The 17919-nt window shown below is 56.5% G+C and carries 15 protein-coding genes; all 15 read right to left on the bottom strand.

Features of this window, described 5'->3' with window-relative positions; translation table 11 throughout:
• Positions 1-33: 33 nt before the first annotated feature.
• Positions 34-3096, bottom strand: a complete 3063-nt coding sequence (locus tag JNE38_RS06680; protein ID WP_203355826.1) for an ATP-binding protein — start codon at positions 3094-3096, stop codon at positions 34-36.
• A gap of 132 nt (positions 3097-3228) precedes the next feature.
• Positions 3229-3873, bottom strand: a complete 645-nt coding sequence (locus JNE38_RS06675; protein ID WP_203355825.1) for a precorrin-2 dehydrogenase/sirohydrochlorin ferrochelatase family protein — start codon at positions 3871-3873, stop codon at positions 3229-3231.
• 44 nt (positions 3874-3917) lie between these two features.
• Positions 3918-4700, bottom strand: a complete 783-nt coding sequence (cobA, locus tag JNE38_RS06670; protein WP_203355824.1) for a uroporphyrinogen-III C-methyltransferase — start codon at positions 4698-4700, stop codon at positions 3918-3920.
• A complete protein-coding gene (cobT, locus tag JNE38_RS06665; RefSeq protein ID WP_203355823.1) occupies positions 4697-5746 on the bottom strand; it encodes a nicotinate-nucleotide--dimethylbenzimidazole phosphoribosyltransferase in 1050 nt (349 codons plus the stop codon). The genes cobA and cobT overlap by 4 nt, the downstream gene beginning before the upstream one ends.
• Positions 5743-7263: a cobyric acid synthase gene (locus JNE38_RS06660; RefSeq protein ID WP_203355822.1), complete on the bottom strand. Its 1521-nt coding sequence runs from the start codon at positions 7261-7263 to the stop codon at positions 5743-5745. Before JNE38_RS06660 ends, cobT begins: the two co-directional genes overlap by 4 nt.
• Positions 7256-8662: a cobyrinic acid a,c-diamide synthase CobB gene (locus JNE38_RS06655; protein WP_203355821.1), complete on the bottom strand. Its 1407-nt coding sequence runs from the start codon at positions 8660-8662 to the stop codon at positions 7256-7258. Before JNE38_RS06655 ends, JNE38_RS06660 begins: the two co-directional genes overlap by 8 nt.
• Complete coding sequence (locus JNE38_RS06650) at positions 8659-9801, bottom strand: cobalt-precorrin 5A hydrolase (RefSeq protein WP_203355820.1); 1143 nt, start codon at positions 9799-9801, stop codon at positions 8659-8661. The genes JNE38_RS06655 and JNE38_RS06650 overlap by 4 nt, the downstream gene beginning before the upstream one ends.
• Positions 9801-10580, bottom strand: a complete 780-nt coding sequence (cobM, locus tag JNE38_RS06645; RefSeq protein WP_203355819.1) for a precorrin-4 C(11)-methyltransferase — start codon at positions 10578-10580, stop codon at positions 9801-9803. The genes JNE38_RS06650 and cobM overlap by 1 nt, the downstream gene beginning before the upstream one ends.
• Positions 10577-11296: a precorrin-2 C(20)-methyltransferase gene (gene cobI, locus JNE38_RS06640; RefSeq protein ID WP_203355818.1), complete on the bottom strand. Its 720-nt coding sequence runs from the start codon at positions 11294-11296 to the stop codon at positions 10577-10579. Before cobI ends, cobM begins: the two co-directional genes overlap by 4 nt.
• Positions 11293-12525: a precorrin-6y C5,15-methyltransferase (decarboxylating) subunit CbiE gene (gene cbiE, locus JNE38_RS06635; protein WP_203355817.1), complete on the bottom strand. Its 1233-nt coding sequence runs from the start codon at positions 12523-12525 to the stop codon at positions 11293-11295. The genes cobI and cbiE overlap by 4 nt, the downstream gene beginning before the upstream one ends.
• On the bottom strand, positions 12488-13624 hold the full coding sequence (locus tag JNE38_RS06630) for a cobalt-precorrin-5B (C(1))-methyltransferase (RefSeq protein WP_203355816.1): 1137 nt from the start codon (positions 13622-13624) through the stop codon (positions 12488-12490). Before JNE38_RS06630 ends, cbiE begins: the two co-directional genes overlap by 38 nt.
• A gap of 4 nt (positions 13625-13628) precedes the next feature.
• Entirely contained in the window at positions 13629-14279 is a 651-nt protein-coding gene (locus JNE38_RS06625) for a precorrin-8X methylmutase (protein WP_203355815.1), read from the bottom strand.
• A gap of 2 nt (positions 14280-14281) precedes the next feature.
• A complete protein-coding gene (gene cobK / locus JNE38_RS06620) occupies positions 14282-15055 on the bottom strand; it encodes a precorrin-6A reductase (RefSeq protein ID WP_203355814.1) in 774 nt (257 codons plus the stop codon).
• 12 nt (positions 15056-15067) lie between these two features.
• Entirely contained in the window at positions 15068-16021 is a 954-nt protein-coding gene (locus JNE38_RS06615) for a sirohydrochlorin chelatase (RefSeq protein ID WP_203355813.1), read from the bottom strand.
• 91 nt (positions 16022-16112) lie between these two features.
• The gene (cobJ, locus tag JNE38_RS06610) at positions 16113-17894 is read right to left on the bottom strand and encodes a precorrin-3B C(17)-methyltransferase (RefSeq protein WP_203355812.1); all 1782 of its coding nucleotides are present in this window, start codon (positions 17892-17894) and stop codon (positions 16113-16115) included.
• Between the last annotated feature and the right edge of the window lie 25 nt (positions 17895-17919).

The raw sequence follows: 17919 nt of genomic DNA, 5'->3' as shown, positions 1-17919 counted from the left end.
CTGCCTGTTATTGGGCAGCTCTTTATCTTTCTCTCAATCGTTGGCAGGCTGACTTCGCGGAATGCGAATGGTCACGAGAGTGCCCTCGTCCGGCTTGCTTACGATCTCTAGCTTTCCTCCGAAATTACGAAGCCGCCTCTTAATATTGCGCAACCCGACGCCATTGCGAGTCTTTTGCTCTGCCACTTCGCGGGCGGCGAAGCCCCGGCCGTTGTCTTCCACTTTGATCACTGTGTCATCGTTCTCTGTATAGACGAGGAGTGTTACCGTTCCTTCAGACAATCTCGACATCGCTCCATGCCGGATGGCATTTTCCACGATGGGCTGAATCGTCAGCGGTGGAATACAGCCGGTGAGGTTTTCCTCCACTTCATAGTTCACTTCCAGCCGTTCTCCAAAACGAATCTGCTCAATGTGAAGATAGGCCTCTACCAGCTCTAGCTCACTTTGAAGAGGGATCACGTTTTCTTGCTGTTCAAAGTCAAAGCTATGCCGCAAATACGTGCTAAAATCCAGCAAAAGCTCTTGCGCCGTTTCCATATCCTGATGACTGACCGCCAAAATGGTCGACAAGGCATTGAACAGGAAATGCGGCTTGATTTGTGAACGTAAAAACGCCATTTCCGCCTCGATCAGATGGCTGACTGACTGTTTCATCTGCAAGAGTGTCCGCACCCGAGCCCGAAGCTCGAGTGCCTCGACGGGCTTGGTGATATAATCGTTCGCCCCAGCGGCAAAGCCAGCGAGCAGATCATCCTTTTGACCGCGAGCTGTCACCATCAGGACAGGCAGCTCGGAGGATGAGTACATGTCCCGCAGCCTTTGGCAAACGTCGTACCCTGACTGATCAGGCAGCATCACATCCAGAATCACGAGATCCCAATTCCGCTGCTTCGTCAAAGCCTCCAGTGCTTCTCTTCCATCAGATGCGGTGACGATCTGGTACGGCTCTGACGCGAGCAGTCGCATCATCACATATTGATTCGTCGGCTCATCATCTACCAGCAAGATGGCTGCTTCTTTTTTCTCACTGAACGGCTTTGGATCGAATGACAGCGGTCTTGTCTCGGAAGCAGCTGCAGTCATTCGCTCGACGGAACGGATCACGTACTGCTCCGTGTTCTCCTTGTAGGATGTGTCCCCCCGATGATCCGATACTGGCATCGTAAAGGAGAAAGTCGTGCCTTGCCCCACTGCCGAGCTGACTTGGATCTGACCCCCGTGTCGTTCCACGAGCTTTTGACAGATATGAAGACCGAGACCCTTCCCTTCCTGGCGGTTTCTATGATCTCCTTGCTCGAACATAGCAAAGATTCTTGCCTGTCTCTCCTCCGCAATCCCGATTCCTGTATCAGCGACACGAATCTCCACCATCCGTCCCTTTTGCTCGGCTTCGACTGTAATCGTTCCCTCCGGAGTAAATTTGATCGCATTGTAGAGCAAGTTGAAGATAATTTGCAGAAAGCGCTGCTCGTCTGCTTCAATGGGCACCATCTGTTTCGGCACCTTGCTTGCGAGCCGTACGGAACTCTCATCGGTCATGTGACGCATCACATCGAGAGCAACTGCCACCACGTCATGCACGTTCAGGCTGGTCAGCTTCAGCTCCATGCCTGCCTGGAGATGCGATATATCCAGGAGATCATCCAGTAAATGCGTGAGTCGCTTCCCAACCCCAAGTACAAGCTCCAGCTCAGCTTTTTGCCGGTCAGTCAGCTCGCCAGCCCCTCCATCCACCACAGATTGCACAATGCTTAGCGTAGCGTGCAGGGGCGTTCTCAGCTCATGCGACGTATTGGCAAGAAACTCGTCTTTCGTCTTATCCAGCACCAGCAGCCGTTCCGTCAATTGCTCCGCTTTTTGCAAGGCCGTAAAGTATCCACGCGTGCTCAGCATCGCCAGTGCCAGCGCAAACACAATGATCTCTACTGGGATCCACCCATCATCGTGAACCCATCCGAGAGCCCTCAGATTTTCAAAAACGCCGTTGAAGAGAAGGCTGCACGTGCTGATCACGACCCATCTCACACTGGATGGATTGTGCCACACCCTGCGAAGCAATCGGACAAAATGATACATGACAGTGATCCACGAGAAGAAAATATAGACTCCTTGCAGGTGGGTAAATTGCCTTGCTTCCAGCAGCAAAACCGATATCGCGCACAGCAAGATGATCGACAGCAGCACTCTGCTGATCGTCTCCTTTGATGCTCGGAGCACGATGTTTTTCATGAACAGCGAGTAGGTAAAAGCAAGGGCGAGCATGGAAAGAAACTGGATTCGTGTCGCCCAATCGTAGGACAAGTCAAGCCAGTCCAAGGCCACGCGCTCCCGGTTGGTCACCAGGTACAGGGCAGCGAAAAGATTGGACAGGGAAAAATAAATGAACTCCTTGAAACGACGATTGTACGCATACAAAAGAAAGAAATAAATGCTGAATAAAAAAAGCACACTTCCTGCCGTGGCGTCAAAATATTCGGAACTGCGCTTGCTTGCCAATGCTTCCTGAATAGGTCCAAACGTGATGGCACCAAATACGCCGCCGCCTGCTGCAAAATCGAAATTGGCTACCTGCAGAACAATCTCTGCCTCGTTGCCCGTCACATTTGCAAAAGACAAATACGGTACGTTTCGCGCAATGACATCGTCTGATTGAACCGATGGCTGCCCCTGCTGTCCTACGGTTTGTCCATTGATGAGCAGCAAATGCGAGGAGCGTATGTTGGAGACCCTGATTCCCCAGATCCTCTGCTCACTATCTGGCAGCAGCACCTTCAAATGATAGGTACCAGAGCCGAGTGACGTCTTTTTTTGATCGCTCACATACTTGTCCCACACGCCGGGCACCTGGACCATAAGCGGTGTTTCCTCTGCCCGCAGCCGGTCGCCTGTGTGCAGCTTTCCGCGATAGAACTCCCACTCCCCGTTCAGCTTGATGCTGCCATTGCGGGCAAAATCCCAACCGCTTGCGTCCAGGACTCCTTGCTTGGCTGTGGGCATTATCGATGGCTGATAAAAAAGGTCCCAAGCCAGACGAATCCCGATGAACAGGAAAAACAGGGTGAAGATGGTTAGCAGTTTCCCTCTATTCGCCATTCTCCTCCCCCTTATTGTCGACGATCCACTCCATATTTTGCCTATACGATTATTGAGCTTGTCAAGGAAAAATAAGGAGCACCTAAACCTGACAAAAACGAAAAAGCTCCCACCTTTCGTGAGAGCTTTTCGTTATTGATCTGTAGCGTCCCTTCCATGCAGCAGCCGCTCTGCCTCCTGATCCCTCCGCTCAAACTCACCGCTCCTCGTCCAGAGCAAAAAGCGGTCATCCAGCAGCTCAATCAGGATGGCTCGCTTCTGGCTTTCGGCCAAATTCGAGCGAAGGACTCGCTGCCTCACGTCTCCGAGAAACTGCGTGTATGCCCCGTATTCCGGGCCAAACCATTCCTCCAGCTGTCGCCGCAGCTTTTTTGCCAAGCCCGGGTTATTGCCCCCTGTGGAAATGGCGATCTGCATGTCGCCACGCTCCACCACCGCGGGCACGGTAAAGGTGCAGAGATCAGGCCGATCCACGATGTTGACCCACTGATGGGGCTGACATGCCGCATGCACGGCCAGATTCACCTCGGGATCGTCGGTCGCCGCGATGATCAGCACCGCATGGACCACGTCTTCTTGTTCAAAGGGGCGTCGCGCGATGTCGATCAGCCCTTCTCCCGACCATGCCTCCAGCTTCGCCGTGCAAGACGGAGCGATGACGGTTACATCTGCACCCGTATCGAGCAAGCTCTGTATTTTCCGCTCCGCTACCTGCCCGCCACCGACGACCAAACAACGTTTTTGATGCAGGGCAACCATCATGGGATAGTGGCGCAAAGCCCATCGCTCCTCTCCATCTTTTGGTTTGGCAATCCGTAAGCTCACAGCGTGTTTGCTGGCGAAAGAGTCGATTCGAACCAGCTGATCTTGTCCCGCAATTGTACCACGCCGCCTACCAAAATGATCGCCGGATTCGTGACCTGACGGTTTTCCGCCAACCGCTCCTCGATGTCTGCGAGTGTCCCTGTCAGCGTCACCTGCTGCGGCAGCGTGCCCCACGAGATGATCGCAACAGGTGTCAGCGGATCACGTCCGTGCCGGATCAGCTGCTCGCGGATCATCGACAGGTTGGCGACACCCATGTAAAAAGCGACTGTATCGATGCCCGTTGCCAGCGCTCGCCACTTCTCGGTCGCCAGCTCCGGTTTGTCTTCGCGCAAATGTCCGGTCACGACGGCATAGGAAGAGCCGTGCTCCCGATGCGTCACAGGAATGCCTGCGTAGGCGGGGGCTGCAATTCCCGCTGTGACTCCCGGCACGATCTCAAACGGAATTCCGCGCTCTGCCAAATGCTCGGCTTCCTCTCCTACACGACCGAACACACACGGGTCTCCGCCTTTCAAACGCACGACGACATGGCCTTCCAGTGCCTTTTCCGCGAGCAGCTCGTTGATTCGCTCCTGCTGCAGCGTATGGTTATCCGGGAGCTTGCCGCAGTAGATGCGCTCCGCTGTCTGCGGCGCATACTCGAGCAGCGCTGGATTCGCCAGGCGATCGTAGACGACCACATCTGCCTTCTGCAAGCACTCCATCCCTTTGACGGTAATCAGCTTGGGATCTCCGGGACCTGCTCCGACCAAGAATACTTTCCCCGCCCGGCTCATCGATCGCTTACCCCAGCGGATGCAAAAGTCGCCATCTCTCTCACCATTCGCGTGGAAGCTTCGACGATCGGGAACGCCAGTGCGGCGCCGCTTCCTTCGCCCAACCGCAAATTCAGGTCGAGCAGAGGCTCTTTGCCGAGAGCCTTCAGCACAAATGCGTGTCCCGGCTCCTGCGATCGGTGGCCGCCGATCAAATAATCCGCCGCTGCCGGTTGCAATCGCACGGCAAGAAGCGCCGCTACCGTAGCGATGAAGCCGTCCAGCAGGATGGGAACACGACGGGATGCCGCTCCGATGACAGCCCCAGCCATTGCGCCAATTTCCATTCCGCCCACTTTCGCCAGCACGTCGATCGGGTCGGCAGCGTCCGGGCGGTGCAGGGCGAGCGCTTCTCTCACCACTGCTTTTTTGCGCTGCCAGCCCTCATCCGTCAGGCCTGTTCCACGACCGACGATCTCATCCGGGTCAGCTCCAGTCAGGGCAGACAGGATGGCACTGCTCGCTGTTGTGTTGCCGATGCCTACCTCCCCGACAATCAGCACCTTCGCTCCCTCAGCTACGATCTCATGGGCGGACTCGATGCCGATCTGGATGGAGCGCTCCGCTTCCTCGCGCGTCATGGCTGCTTCCCGCAGGATATTGCCCGATGACGCCTTGATGCGTTTCTTGCTGACACCCGGAGCATCCACCTCTACAGCTACGCCTACATCCACGAACTTTTGCAGCGCACCGATCTGCCGAGCAAACACATTGATCCCCGCTCCGCCATTCGTCAGGTTCAGCAGCATTTGCGCCGTTACTTCCTGCGGGTAAGCCGATACGCCTTCCCTCGCTACGCCGTGATCTGCCGCAAAGACGATGACGCCAGGCGGGGTCACGACAGGAAATGTCTCCCCTGTCATCGCAGCCAATTCCACGGCAAGCGTCTCCAGACGCCCCAAGCTGCCAAGCGGTTTGGTCAGCTGGTCGACGTGCTGTCTGGTCTGCTCTGCCGCCTCCCGGTTGAGCGGTTCAATCATGCCGAGTTGTTTTTCCAAGTCTGTCATCCTGCATGCACCTCATTTTCCTGGTAAAGCCTCATTTGCTCCTCGATAGCCCCAATGTTTACGTGCCGGCGAACGGTATCGGCTAGCAAATCGTACCCTTGCTCCCTCAGTGCGACAAAGGATGGCCGATCCGTCATCGGAGGAAGTCCCTTCTTTTCCCGAATGGCATTGAGCAGCAGCGTGCGAAAATCATCATTGTGGAACAGTCCGTGGAAATATGTTCCGATCAACTGACGTTCCTGCGCGCAGTAGCCATCCGAGCGATTTTCGAGCTGGATAAACGGCGCGTCGTTCTCTGCAAAGACCGATTGCCCCATGTGAATCTCATAGCCTACCAGGTCTAGCTGCACACCCGCAAAACTGGCTGTACCGCGAGATTGCACCGTCGTCTTTCGCTGCTCCATCGTCGTCACCATCGGAATCAAGCCAAGCCCTGCCATTTCTCGCAGCGGAGACTCCACCCCATCCGGATCATGAATGGATTCACCCAGCATTTGATAGCCGCCGCACAGCCCCACCACGTAAGCCTTTCCTTCGCGATGCAGCTCACGTATCCACTCTGCCAGTCCGGTTTCCCGTAAAAACTGCAGGTCCTCCAGCGTGTTTTTACTGCCCGGCAGGACGATCAAGTCTGGGTGTCCCAGTTCTTCCAGCCGACTGACAAAGCGCATGCGGCAATCCGGCTCCACAAAAAACGGGTCCACGTCCGTAAAGTTGGAAATGCGCGGGTAGCGTATCACGGCGATATCAATGTCGCGCGCTGTCTCCTGCTGCCCCTGGTACCGATGCAGGATGAGAGAGTCTTCCGCATCGATCCACAAATCCGGAATGAAAGGAACGACCCCGAGCACGGGCTTTCCTGTATACTCTTCAAACCAATCCAAGCCTGACTGCAAGAGCGTCAAGTCTCCGCGAAAACGGTTGATGATGACCCCGATCACCCGGTCCCGATCTTCGGGCGGAAGCAGCTGAAGTGTCCCCACCAGACTGGCAAAGACACCGCCCCTCTCGATATCCGCCACCAGGATGACGGGTGCATTGGTCAGGCGCGCCACGCGCATGTTGACCAGCTCGCGGTCATTCAGATTCACCTCTGCCGGACTGCCCGCTCCCTCAATCACGACCCGTTCGTAGCTCTCGGCGAGCCGAGCATAGGACTCTTGGATGATCCGCAAGCCTTGGTCGTAAAAATCGCTCCGATACGCCATCGCCTTCATATTTCCGTACGGCTCCCCGTTGACCACGATCTGCGATTCGGAATCCCGCGTCGGTTTGATCAGGATCGGGTTCATATCCGTCGTGGCGAGCACTCCTGCCGCTTCTGCCTGGACGCCCTGTGCCCGTCCGATTTCCTTGCCATCGATCGTCACGTAGGAGTTGAGCGCCATGTTTTGCGATTTGAAAGGAGCTGTCTTGTGCCCAGCCTGGGCGAAGATTCGGCAAAAGGCGGTCGCGATGGCGCTTTTCCCTGCATCTGAGCTCGTTCCCTGAATCATCAACGGGAGGGCTTTAGGCACGCGCGCCCACCTCCACGCAGCGTTCAATCCAGCGCTTGACCAGCTCAGGATTCGAGCCGAAATGCAAGTGCGTATAGCCTGCGACCAGATTCCCCTGCACGTAGCCCTCAGACTTGGTCCCGCGCAAGCCTTTTGTCTCGTAGGCATGCGGCAGCTCTGCATCCGTAGAGTAAGTCGAGTAGTGGAATTCATGCCCTTTTGCCTGCTCCTCGGGACCGAGCAGGAAGTTTCCTTCTTTTCCACGCACCTCGCGATAGCCCAATGCGGCCAGCTTTTTTTGCATGGTCACTTTGCCTGGAATGAGCCCCACCATCGGATAGCAGTCGCCCTCTGTCGTAACGATCGCTTCTGTCAAAAACATGAATCCCCCGCATTCGGCCAAGGTTGGCAGCCCGCTTTGGATCGCAGCTCGGAACGATTCTTTCACAGCTTGATTTTGCGAAAGCTCGGAAGCAAACTCCTCCGGGAAGCCGCCCCCGATGTACAATCCGTCCACCTCCGCTGGCACCGTCTCGCCCGCGAGCGGAGAGAAATAGCGCAGCTTGGCGCCGTACGCTTCCAGCAGCTCCAGATTTTCCGGATAGTAAAAATGGAATGCCGGGTCCTTGGCTATGGCTAAGGTCACGCGACTTTGCGTGCCGGTCACACGATTTTGTGTGCCGGTCACACGCTCGGGAGCAAACAGCTTTGGCTCTGCCTGCAGCTCCTCCGCTTTTGCCAGCTCCCATATCAGCTCCAGGTCTACCGTTTCACCGATCAGATCTGCCAGCTTATCAAACAAGGGAGTCAGTTCTCCACGTTCAACGGAAGGAACCAAGCCAAGATGGCGCTCTGGAATCTCCAGCTCGTTTTCCCGCTTCAAGTAACCGACTACCGGAATCCCGCACTCCTGCTCGATGGCAGCCTTCACGATTTTGTGATGCCCTTCGCTGCCGACCTTGTTGGCGATGACGCCGACGATTCGCGCCGCTGGATTCAAGAGCTGAAAGCCTTTGACGATCGCTGCCGCACTGCGCGCCATGCTCTGGCAGTTGACCACGAGCAGGACAGGCGAGCCCGTCAAAATGCTGATCTCCGCCGTGCTCCCCTTGTCGCTGGTCGCTTCCTTGCCGTCATACATCCCCATCACACCTTCGATGATGGAAATGTCCGCGCCCCTCGATCCGCGCACGAAAATCTCCTTGACCGTGTCATGAGAGAGCATGAAGCTGTCCAGATTGCGGGAGGCTCTCCCTGTGACTGCCGTGTGGTAGGTGGGGTCGATGTAGTCCGGACCGCATTTGAAACCTTGCACGACGTGTCCTTTGCGTTTCAGCGCTGCCATCAGTCCGATGGTGACGGTCGTTTTTCCCGCTCCGCTGCCGGTTCCGGCGATGACAATGCGACGGCTTTCACTCATGTGCGCCCCTCCTCCCGATACGGCATCAAGCCGACAGAAATGGTCGTATTTCCTGACTTTTTCTTGGTGAGTACCAGCTGGTCTACGCCTGCGTACAGCTTGGCTGCAGGTTCGCTCACGCCATAGGCACCGGTGAATTTATAGACAGCCTCCGAAGGGTCTTCGATCTGCACCTGATTCAGCTGCTCTGGTGAATACCAGACAAACGGCCAGCCGTATTTTTCGCAAACGGCGATTAGTCCCGCTTCGTCCTTTTTCAGCTCGATGGTGGCGAGCGCCTTCACGCTCTTGATCGAGAACTGCAGCTCATCCAACGTTTCCTTGATTACCGCTTCGATCTCTTCTGCAGACGTTCCGCGGTTGCAGCCCATGCCGAGCACGATCACCTTTGGACGGTACAGTACACCGTTGTCCAGGATGGATTGCTCTTCTGGCCCCAGTAGTCTGTGTGTGACAACCAGCGCCGCTTGCGGCTCGGCTGCCTGTGCATCCGCAATGGACCCGTACTCTTGAATGGACGGAGGCATCGGGGTATCGTGCATCCACCAGTCCCGCTCCCCAGATTCATTGACGACAGCCACGCGCTCTTCGTTTACCACGGACGCGCTGACCGGCGTGAGCTTTTCAGCCGAATCCCACTCCCAGCCGAAACGGCGGCCAAACAAATCGACTGGAATCGTCTTCTGCACATCTGAGGCCGTTGTAATAATCGGACGCGCTCCCATGACTGCGGCTACCTCGCGAGCCAGCTCGTTCGCACCGCCGAGATGCCCGGACAGCACGCTGATGACGTTTTCTCCGCGATCATCGACTACGACGACGCCCGGATCTTTCTTCTTGTCCTCCAGCAAAGGAGCGATCATCCGAATGACGGCTCCCAGTGAAATAATGATAATTAGACCTTTATAGGCAGGCCAGAGGGCAGGAAACAGCATCCGCACGCTGTTCGTGAACAGCTGGATTCCCCGAGACTCTTCATCCCCGCGGGCAAACTTGCTCATGTAATACAGATCCGTCCCCGGAAACTTAAGGGCGAGGTCGCGTGCCATCTCTACCCCATGCTTGGTGATCGCGACGATAGCGTACTCCCCGCGCTGCTGAATTTCCGGGATTTCTCCCTCTTTCAGTTCAATGACCATTACTCTTTCACACCTTTTCTGTACCCGTGCGTGAAGGTTTTGTCATACAGCTTCGAGCGGTACTGCTCGTTTTTCTCGTGAATGTGCGGATCGAGCGCCCAGCCTGCCAGGATCATCGCATGCTTGCGGATTCCGTTTTTGCCCATGTCTTCATCGAGGTTTTTCAGCGTCGTGCGCAGGATGAACTGATCCGGCCAGCTCGCGCGTTGTACGACTGCGACTGGCGTATCCTCGCTCCAGCCTGCCTCTACCAGCTCGCGCACCACTTTTTTCGTCAAGGTCGCGCTCAAATACAGCGCCAATGTGCTGTGATGCTCCGCCAGCGCGCGCAGCTTTTCCCGTTCAGGGACGGGTGTGCGACCCTCTGCACGGGTCAGGATCAGCGTCTGTGTCAGCTCAGGGATGGTCAGCTCTGCGCCTACTGCTGCCGCAGCCGCGAATACCGAGCTCACACCTGGGATGATTTCCACTTCGACTCCAGCCGCTTTCAAGAGCGCGATCTGTTCCATAATCGCTCCGTACACGGACGGATCTCCTGTCTGCAACCGCACGACCGTCTTTCCTTGGCTCACGCGATCTACCATCAGCTCTACCATTTCTTCCAAAGCCATGCCGGAGCTCTGCAGCACCTCTGCGTCCGGATTGCCCAGCGCTACCAGATCCTCATTGACGAGAGAATCGGTGTAGAGGATCACGTCTGCCTTCTGCAAGAGCTTCAAGCCTTTTACTGTAATCAAATCGGGATCGCCGGGGCCTGCGCCTACGATGTAAAGCTTCATGATTTTTTCACCACCATCAAGGTAAGATAGCTGAGCTCCGCGCGCTCCAGCTCCCGAACATCCGTCCATACCATTTCCTCCGAAGAGGTCACTTTTGTCGCAACTGCGGCTTTGTCCACCAGCCCCATCTCTTTCAACAGGCCGATGACCATCGGCAGCACCTTGGCCACTTTCAGGAAGATGACGCAATCATGCGACTCGATTGCGCGTCGCATCGCTTCCTTGTCTTCTGTCGCCGGGATGATCCCGATCTGCTCGTCTCCGTCCGCCAGCGGCAGATTGAAGCGGGACGCCGCACCGAGGAACGAGGAGACGCCAGGTACGGTGATGATCGGCACTTCCGGGTGCTCCTGTTGCATCACGCGCATCATGTGAATAAAGGTGCTGTAGAACATCGGATCTCCCTCTGTGACGAACGCTACGTCCTTGCCCTCGGAGAGACGCTCCCAGACCAGCTCAACCGTGTTGTTCCATTCGCGCTCCAAAATTTCCGGATCGCGTGTCATCGGGAATACGAGCCCGAGCATTTCCTTATTGGTGGCAGCAGGCTGCACATACATCTCCGCGATTTGGTGGGCGTAGCTTTTGCTGCCCATCCGCTTTTTCGGGTAGGCAATCACCGGCGATTGCTGCAGCAGACGAAATGCTTTTACTGTAATCAGCTCCGGATCTCCGGGACCTACTCCCAGTCCGTACAAGGTTCCGATCTTGGTCACTTGCTGTCTCCTCCTTTTTCTTCCTCGGCCCTTTTGGCCCATGCTGTGATGATGTAGATCGGATTCAGCGCTTCAAAGCGAGTCAGCGACAAAATCGGCTTGCTGCGCGAGAGCTGCGCAAGCGTGACGGACGTCTCAAAGCCCTCTGCTGCAAATGCCTGTGTCGCCTCGTACAGGGTCTCGATCGTAGCGGCGTTCACCACGATCCGACCGTTTGGACGCAGGCGTGTGCAGCAAATGTTCAACAGCTCGCGAAGCTCTCCCCCGCTGCCCCCGATGAACACAGCGTCCGGGTCCGGGAACTGGTCCAAACCGTGCGGTGCCCGAGCATGCACCACCGTCAGATCCGTGCGAAACTTGGCCATATTCCGGCGGCAGTTTTCCAGGTCGTCCGCGTTTTTCTCTACACCGTATACTTCGCCTTCCCTTGCGATGCGCGCCGCTTCGATCGCTACTGAGCCTGTGCAGGTGCCGATGTCCCACACGATGCTTTTTGCGTGCAGCTGCAGCTGCGCGATGCTCAGGATGCGCACTTCTTTTTTCGTGATGAGACCCTTGTCCGGCTTGCGCTGGGAGAATTCCTCGTCTGCGATGCCAAATGGCCAGATAGGGCTTTCGCGGCGTTTTTTCAGGATGACGACATTCAGATCGGAAAAGACGCCGTCCGCCATCTCATCCAGCGTGTACCAGCCAGTCTTCTCCTCGTCGCTCCCCAGGTTTTCCGCCACGAACGCGTCGTACTCCGTCATGCCAAACGACAGCAGATAGTTTGCAATCGCAGCAGGACTATTTTGCGCATCCGTCAACAGCGCCACCTTTTCCTTGCCGTCGATGCGCTGCGCCAGCCCCTTGATGCTGCGGCCGTGCACGCTCATCAGCGCGGCGTCCTGCCACGCTTCACCCATTTTGGCGAAGGCCAGCTGGATCGAGCTGTGATGCGGGTAGATTTCCACGTTCAGCTTTTTCGCGAGCAGACTGCCGATTCCATAAAACAGCGGGTCTCCTGATGCGAGAATCACCGTCTTTCTCGTCTCGCTGCGCAGCTCTTCCACCAGCGCCGTGAGCCCACCCTTCAGTACTCGCTTTTCCCCCTCGTACTCGGGAAAAAAGGACAGGTGTCTCTCCCCGCCTACCAGCAGTTCACTTTCTTCTATCCATGAACGGTACGACGGCAGCAGGCTCTGCTGTCCGTCATCCCCGATCCCGATCACTTTCATGGTCTGTGTCATTGATCGTCACCTTTCCCAACAGGGACCCTTTCATCGTAATGATCACGGTCTCCACTTCGATACCGCCCCCCACTTCCTTTAGCGCGGCACGGCAGCAATTTTCACACATGATTTCAAAGAAGGCCGGCGTGTCCGCCATCAGATCGCCCACCTGCGCAGCCGTATTCGCCTCTCGGATCTGGGTGAGCAGCTCTTCGGATGCTCCTGCCTGTTCTGCCATTTGGGCGAGAAAGCCAAAGTCGACCGGAGCACTTTTGGAATGCACCATCATGACACCCTGCGCGACCTTGGAGAATTTGCCCATCATCCCGACGAGCGTCACCTTTTTCATTCCCTTACGCTTGCATTGCTGCAGGGAAAAACCGACGAAATCGCCCATCTCCACAAAGGCTTCCTCGGAGAGCTGCGGGTACATCTCAATCCCGTAGTTCTCGGTCTTGCCTCCTGTGGAGAGGACGATATGCTCACACCCAGCCTCCTTGGCGACGTTGACAGCCTGCGCCACGCTCGCCTTATAAGCCGAAGTGGAAAACGGCACCACGATTCCGCGCGTCCCCAAAATGGAGATGCCGCCGAGAATGCCGAGTCTTCCATTCAACGTTTTCTTTGCGATCTCTTCGCCAGCCGGCACGGAGATCACGATCTTGATCCCTCGTTCGACTTCGAACTGATCGAGCACATCCTGAGCAGCTTCCCGGATCATTTTGCGGGGAACGGGATTGATCGCTGCCTCTCCGATGGGGACAGGGAGACCCGGCTTGGTCACCCGTCCTACCCCGACTCCCCCGTCCAAGATAATGCCTGGTTCATCCAGCCACTCCACCGTGCTGATAATCAGGGCACCGTGCGTGGCATCCGGGTCGTCTCCTCCGTCCTTGATCGTGGATGACGTCGCTGTGGCTTCCGTGAATTCGCAGCTCTCCAGCTGAAACGTCACCTCTTCGCCGATCGGCAGGCGAATCGTCACTTCCCTCTGCGGCTCTTGGGTGATCAGCGCGATCAAAGCAGCCTTCGTCGTCGCCGTTGCGCATGATCCCGTTGTATATCCGTGGCGTAGCGGTTTTGCCTCTTTTTCTTCCGTCGCTGCTTTGGCCGCCATGGATTTATCCCAACCGTTCCGCCATGATGGAGATCGCATTCAGCGCCGCTACGGTCACCGGACTTCCGCCTTTGCGCCCGATGTTGGTGATGAACGGAATGTCCAGCTTCGCCAGCTCTTCCTTGGACTCTGCCGCGGATACGAATCCGACTGGCATTCCGATGACGAGACCAGGCGCAGCTTCTCCTTCCTTCACCAAGCGGATCAGCTCGAGCAGGGCTGTCGGCGCATTCCCGATGCAGTAGATGCCGCCTTCCGCTTCTTTAATCGCCTTGCGCATGGAAATGATCGCACGAGTGGTGTTGAGGCGCTTTGCTTCCTCCATGACATCGCGGTCAGAGATGTATACATTGACTTCTCCGCCAAATTTCTCGATGCGGTTTTTGCTGATGCCGACCTGCACCATCTGTACGTCTGCCACGACTTTCTTGCCGCTGCGAATGGCGGCGATCCCTGCTTGAACGGCATCCTTGTGGAACACCAGGCTCCGCCCGAGATCGAAGTCTGCGGATGCGTGGATGACGCGCTGCACGACTGGGAACTGCTCGTCGGTAAACGGATGCTCTCCCAGCTCATCCGCGATGATCTGGAAGCTCAGGTCTTCGATTTCTTGCGGCTGTACCGTCATTGGCTTGAATTCCGTACGAAAATCCATGGTTAGATTCCTCCCGTTACTAGGTTCAGTTGGTCGAGCACACTTCCGTAATCGGAGAACTTGGTGCCGTAATCGATCTGTGGACGGCCGATGACGATCGTTTCGATCCCCATTTCGAGCGCGGCCTCCACTTTTTCATCAAAAGCGCCTACCTTGCCGCTTTCTTTGGTAATCATCAGCGTCACACCGTAATGGTCGTAGAGCGCTTTGTTCAGCTCTTTGGAAAAAGGACCTTGCATCGCAACGATGTTTTTCTGCTCGAGGCCCAGCTCTTCGCATTTTTGCATATTGTCGAGACGCGGCAGCATTCTCGCCACCAGCGTCGTGTCCGGCAGTCCCAAGAGGCGGTCCGTAAACGTCTTTAGGGTCTTGCTCCCTGTCGTCAGCATGATGACACCGCGCTTGTCAGCGGCCAGCTCAGCCGCCTGCACGTAGTCGTCCACCATGATCAGCTTTTCGCTGCCCGGTGCAGAGAGGCTCTCCCGCTCGTAGCGGATGTAAGGAACGTCCGCTGCCTTCGCCCCAGCCATCGCATTTTTCGAGGCTTCCTCCGCAAACGGATGACTGGCGTCCACGACTGCCCGCACTCCCTTTGCCGCGATCAGCGCTTGCATGTCATCTGCGGTCAATCGGCCTACCTGAACGGGGACACCCGCTTCCTCCATGCTTTTGGCAGCGTTGTCCGTCACCACTGTCGTGAGCAGCTCGTAGCCCGCTTGCTTCATCAACAGTGCCAGCTCACGCGCATCGCTCGTTCCAGCCAATACGAGAATCATGTGGCGTACCTCCTACTTGGTCACGTGGTCGTGCTTGTGATCATGGTCATGGTCATGATCGTGCTCATGGTCGTGGTCATGATCGTGCACATGGTGGTGATGATGATGTCCATGATGGTGGTGATGTCCGTGCTCGTCATCGTGGTGGTGATGGTGATGATCGATGTGCTCCATCGCGGCCAGGCGGTACTGACAGGTGTCGCAATTCAGCTTGACCTCGCCGTGCAAGGCTTCTTCCACGCGGTCCTTGAGTACTTCCTTCAGCAAGGGATGGAACCCGAAATACTCGGCCATCGTGAACTGAGCTTCCGGGTATTTCGCGCGGAACTGCTCCAGCTGGTCGCTCATCCGCTTGATCAGCACGCCGGTAAACAGGAAGTACGGCAGCACCACGACATGGCGGGCACCCAGCTTCAGGCAGCGCTCGATCCCTTCGTCATACAGCGGATAGGTCACGCCCATAAAGGCCGTTTCAACCCACTTCGCCTTGTAGCGCTCCCAGAACAGTCGGGACATTTTGTAAATATCGCTGTTGGCATCCGCATCGCTGCTGCCGCGTCCAATGACGAGAACGGCCAAGTCTTCGTGCTCTTCGCCGGATGCAAAGCCAGCGTCGTTCATCCGCGTGGTCAGGATGTTGATGACCTCATCGTGAATGCCGATCGGGCGTCCGTAGATGAACTGTACGTGTGGATGCAGCTCCTTCGCCTCGTCGATTGCCGCTGGAATGTGGATTTTCGCGTGTCCTGCCGAGAACAGGATGATCGGGATGACGGCTACACGCGTCGCTCCCCGTTTGACGCAGGTGTTCAGCCCTTGCAGCATATCAGGGCGTTCGAACTCCAAAAAGCATGTCTCAATGATCGGTACATCCAGCTCTGGTGCGAGCGAATTGACAAACTGCCGAATCTCTTCATTGCCCTCTGGATCTTTGCTTCCGTGTCCGACAAATAATACTGCGTCCATGTAATCTCCTCCTGGAATCTGTTTTGTTGTATGGCAAAAGGTCAGCGCTACCGCTTTCCCTGTCTATCCGAATTCGTTTATCGGTTTGAGCTTAGTCGCCGCAGGCAGCGTTTTCGATTTCTGCTTTCGCCGGTTCGCGCCAAGCGTAGCCTTCCAGCTCACCTACGCGTTGGAAGAACTTATGGAATCGCTCGTTCGGGAAGGCTTCCTGTTTGAAGCGTGTCACGATGCGCTCCACCACGGAGACGATCTCTTCCTTCGGGATACCTTCGGCGACCGGAATGCCTGCATGCGCGTTGCGTCCTACTGTCTTGGCTCCAAGGAACAGGTCGAATTTGCCTTTTCGGAACACGATCCCGATGTCTTCCTTGACTGCTCCATAGCAAGCCATTCCGCAGCCATTGAAGCCGATTTTCAGCTCTTTGGGCATTTCCTTGCCGCCGAGCTTTTGGTGCAGCTCTTCTGCAAACGGAATCCCGTCCTTTTTCTCGCCATCGCAAAAATCGCAAGCCTTGACCTGCACTACGTCCCCGATCGGACTCAAAATCAGTCCGAGCTGACGAAGCTTCGTTGTGATCCTGTCCGGATTTGCCGTCGGAACGCGCAGGATGATCTGGTGGTGCGGCGTATACTCGAGCTCGCCTTTTTCTCCCGCCACTTCAGCCAGAGTCATCATTTGCTGCGGCGTGATTTTTTTATTGGCAACACCCGGGCTGACCGCGCATTCGAAGATCATCTCCGGAACAAAGGAGGATGCCGTACGCGCTGCAGGACTCGCGGTCTGCGGCGTGACGATTCCCTTGGCCTCGTTGGCGATGGTCAGTGCTTGCACCGCCCAGTCCAGCGGGGATTGCTTCGGCTCAGGAGCTGTCGGCGCTTCTAGAACCGCCGTCGCTGCCGAAGTCGAGTCTGCTAGAGTGGAGGCGACTGGTCCGCCTGCAGTTGGCGCAATCGTCACCGATGCACCGCTGTTTTGTTCGCGGACTGGCGAAGCGGCTGCGATCGAGACGGACGCTTCTGCCCTCGTCTCTGCCTCCTCTGTTGCCTCCAGCGACCACGGCTCATTTTCCACCCGCAGTCGCTGGTGCGGCTTCAGCGGCTGCTCATCCGCGGACAACGTGTACTTGCGCTGGTAACCGCGCGGCGTAATCATTTTGCCGTCGTAGACAAACGTGGACGAGTTGCCGATAATCACGGTTGTCAGCATCCCGATGTCATGCTCCAGCATTTGCGCCAGCGTAGTGACTACGACATGCTCCCGTTCACGGAACGCACTCTTTACGATCCCGACCGGCGTATCCGGCGAGCGGTATTGCAGCAGGATGCGCTGAGCCTCCACGATCTGACGAGTGCGCCTTCCGCTGCGAGGGTTGTAGAGGGCGATGACGAAATCCGCCATCCCGGCCGCATCAATCCGGCGGGCGATCAGCTCCCACGGCGTCAAGTGGTCGCTCAAGCTGATGGTGCAGGCATCGTGCATGATCGGCGCACCCAGGATCGCTCCACAGGAGTTGATCGCAGAGATTCCCGGAACGATCTCGATCGGGACTCCGTTCGCTTCCGTCCAGCCTTTTTCCACCAAGACTTCGTAGACGAGACCTGCCATGCCGTATACGCCAGCGTCGCCACTGGAGATCACGGCTACTTTCTTGCCTTCCTCTTCCGCTTGTCGCACAGCCTCACGTGCACGAGCCACCTCTTCCGTCATCCCGGTACTGACCACCTCCTGATCCGTCAACAGCTCCCGAATCAGATCCACATACGTCGAGTAGCCAATGATGACATCAGACTCCTGAATCGCTTCCCGCGCCCGTTTCGTGATGTGTTCAAAACTTCCTGGGCCAAACCCGATCACAAACAACTTGCCGCTCATACGGCCCCTCCTCTCCACTGGCGAG

The organism is Brevibacillus choshinensis (assembly GCF_016811915.1).
Lineage (GTDB): Bacteria > Bacillota > Bacilli > Brevibacillales > Brevibacillaceae > Brevibacillus > Brevibacillus choshinensis_A.
This window is presented reverse-complemented; position numbering and strand designations above follow the sequence as displayed.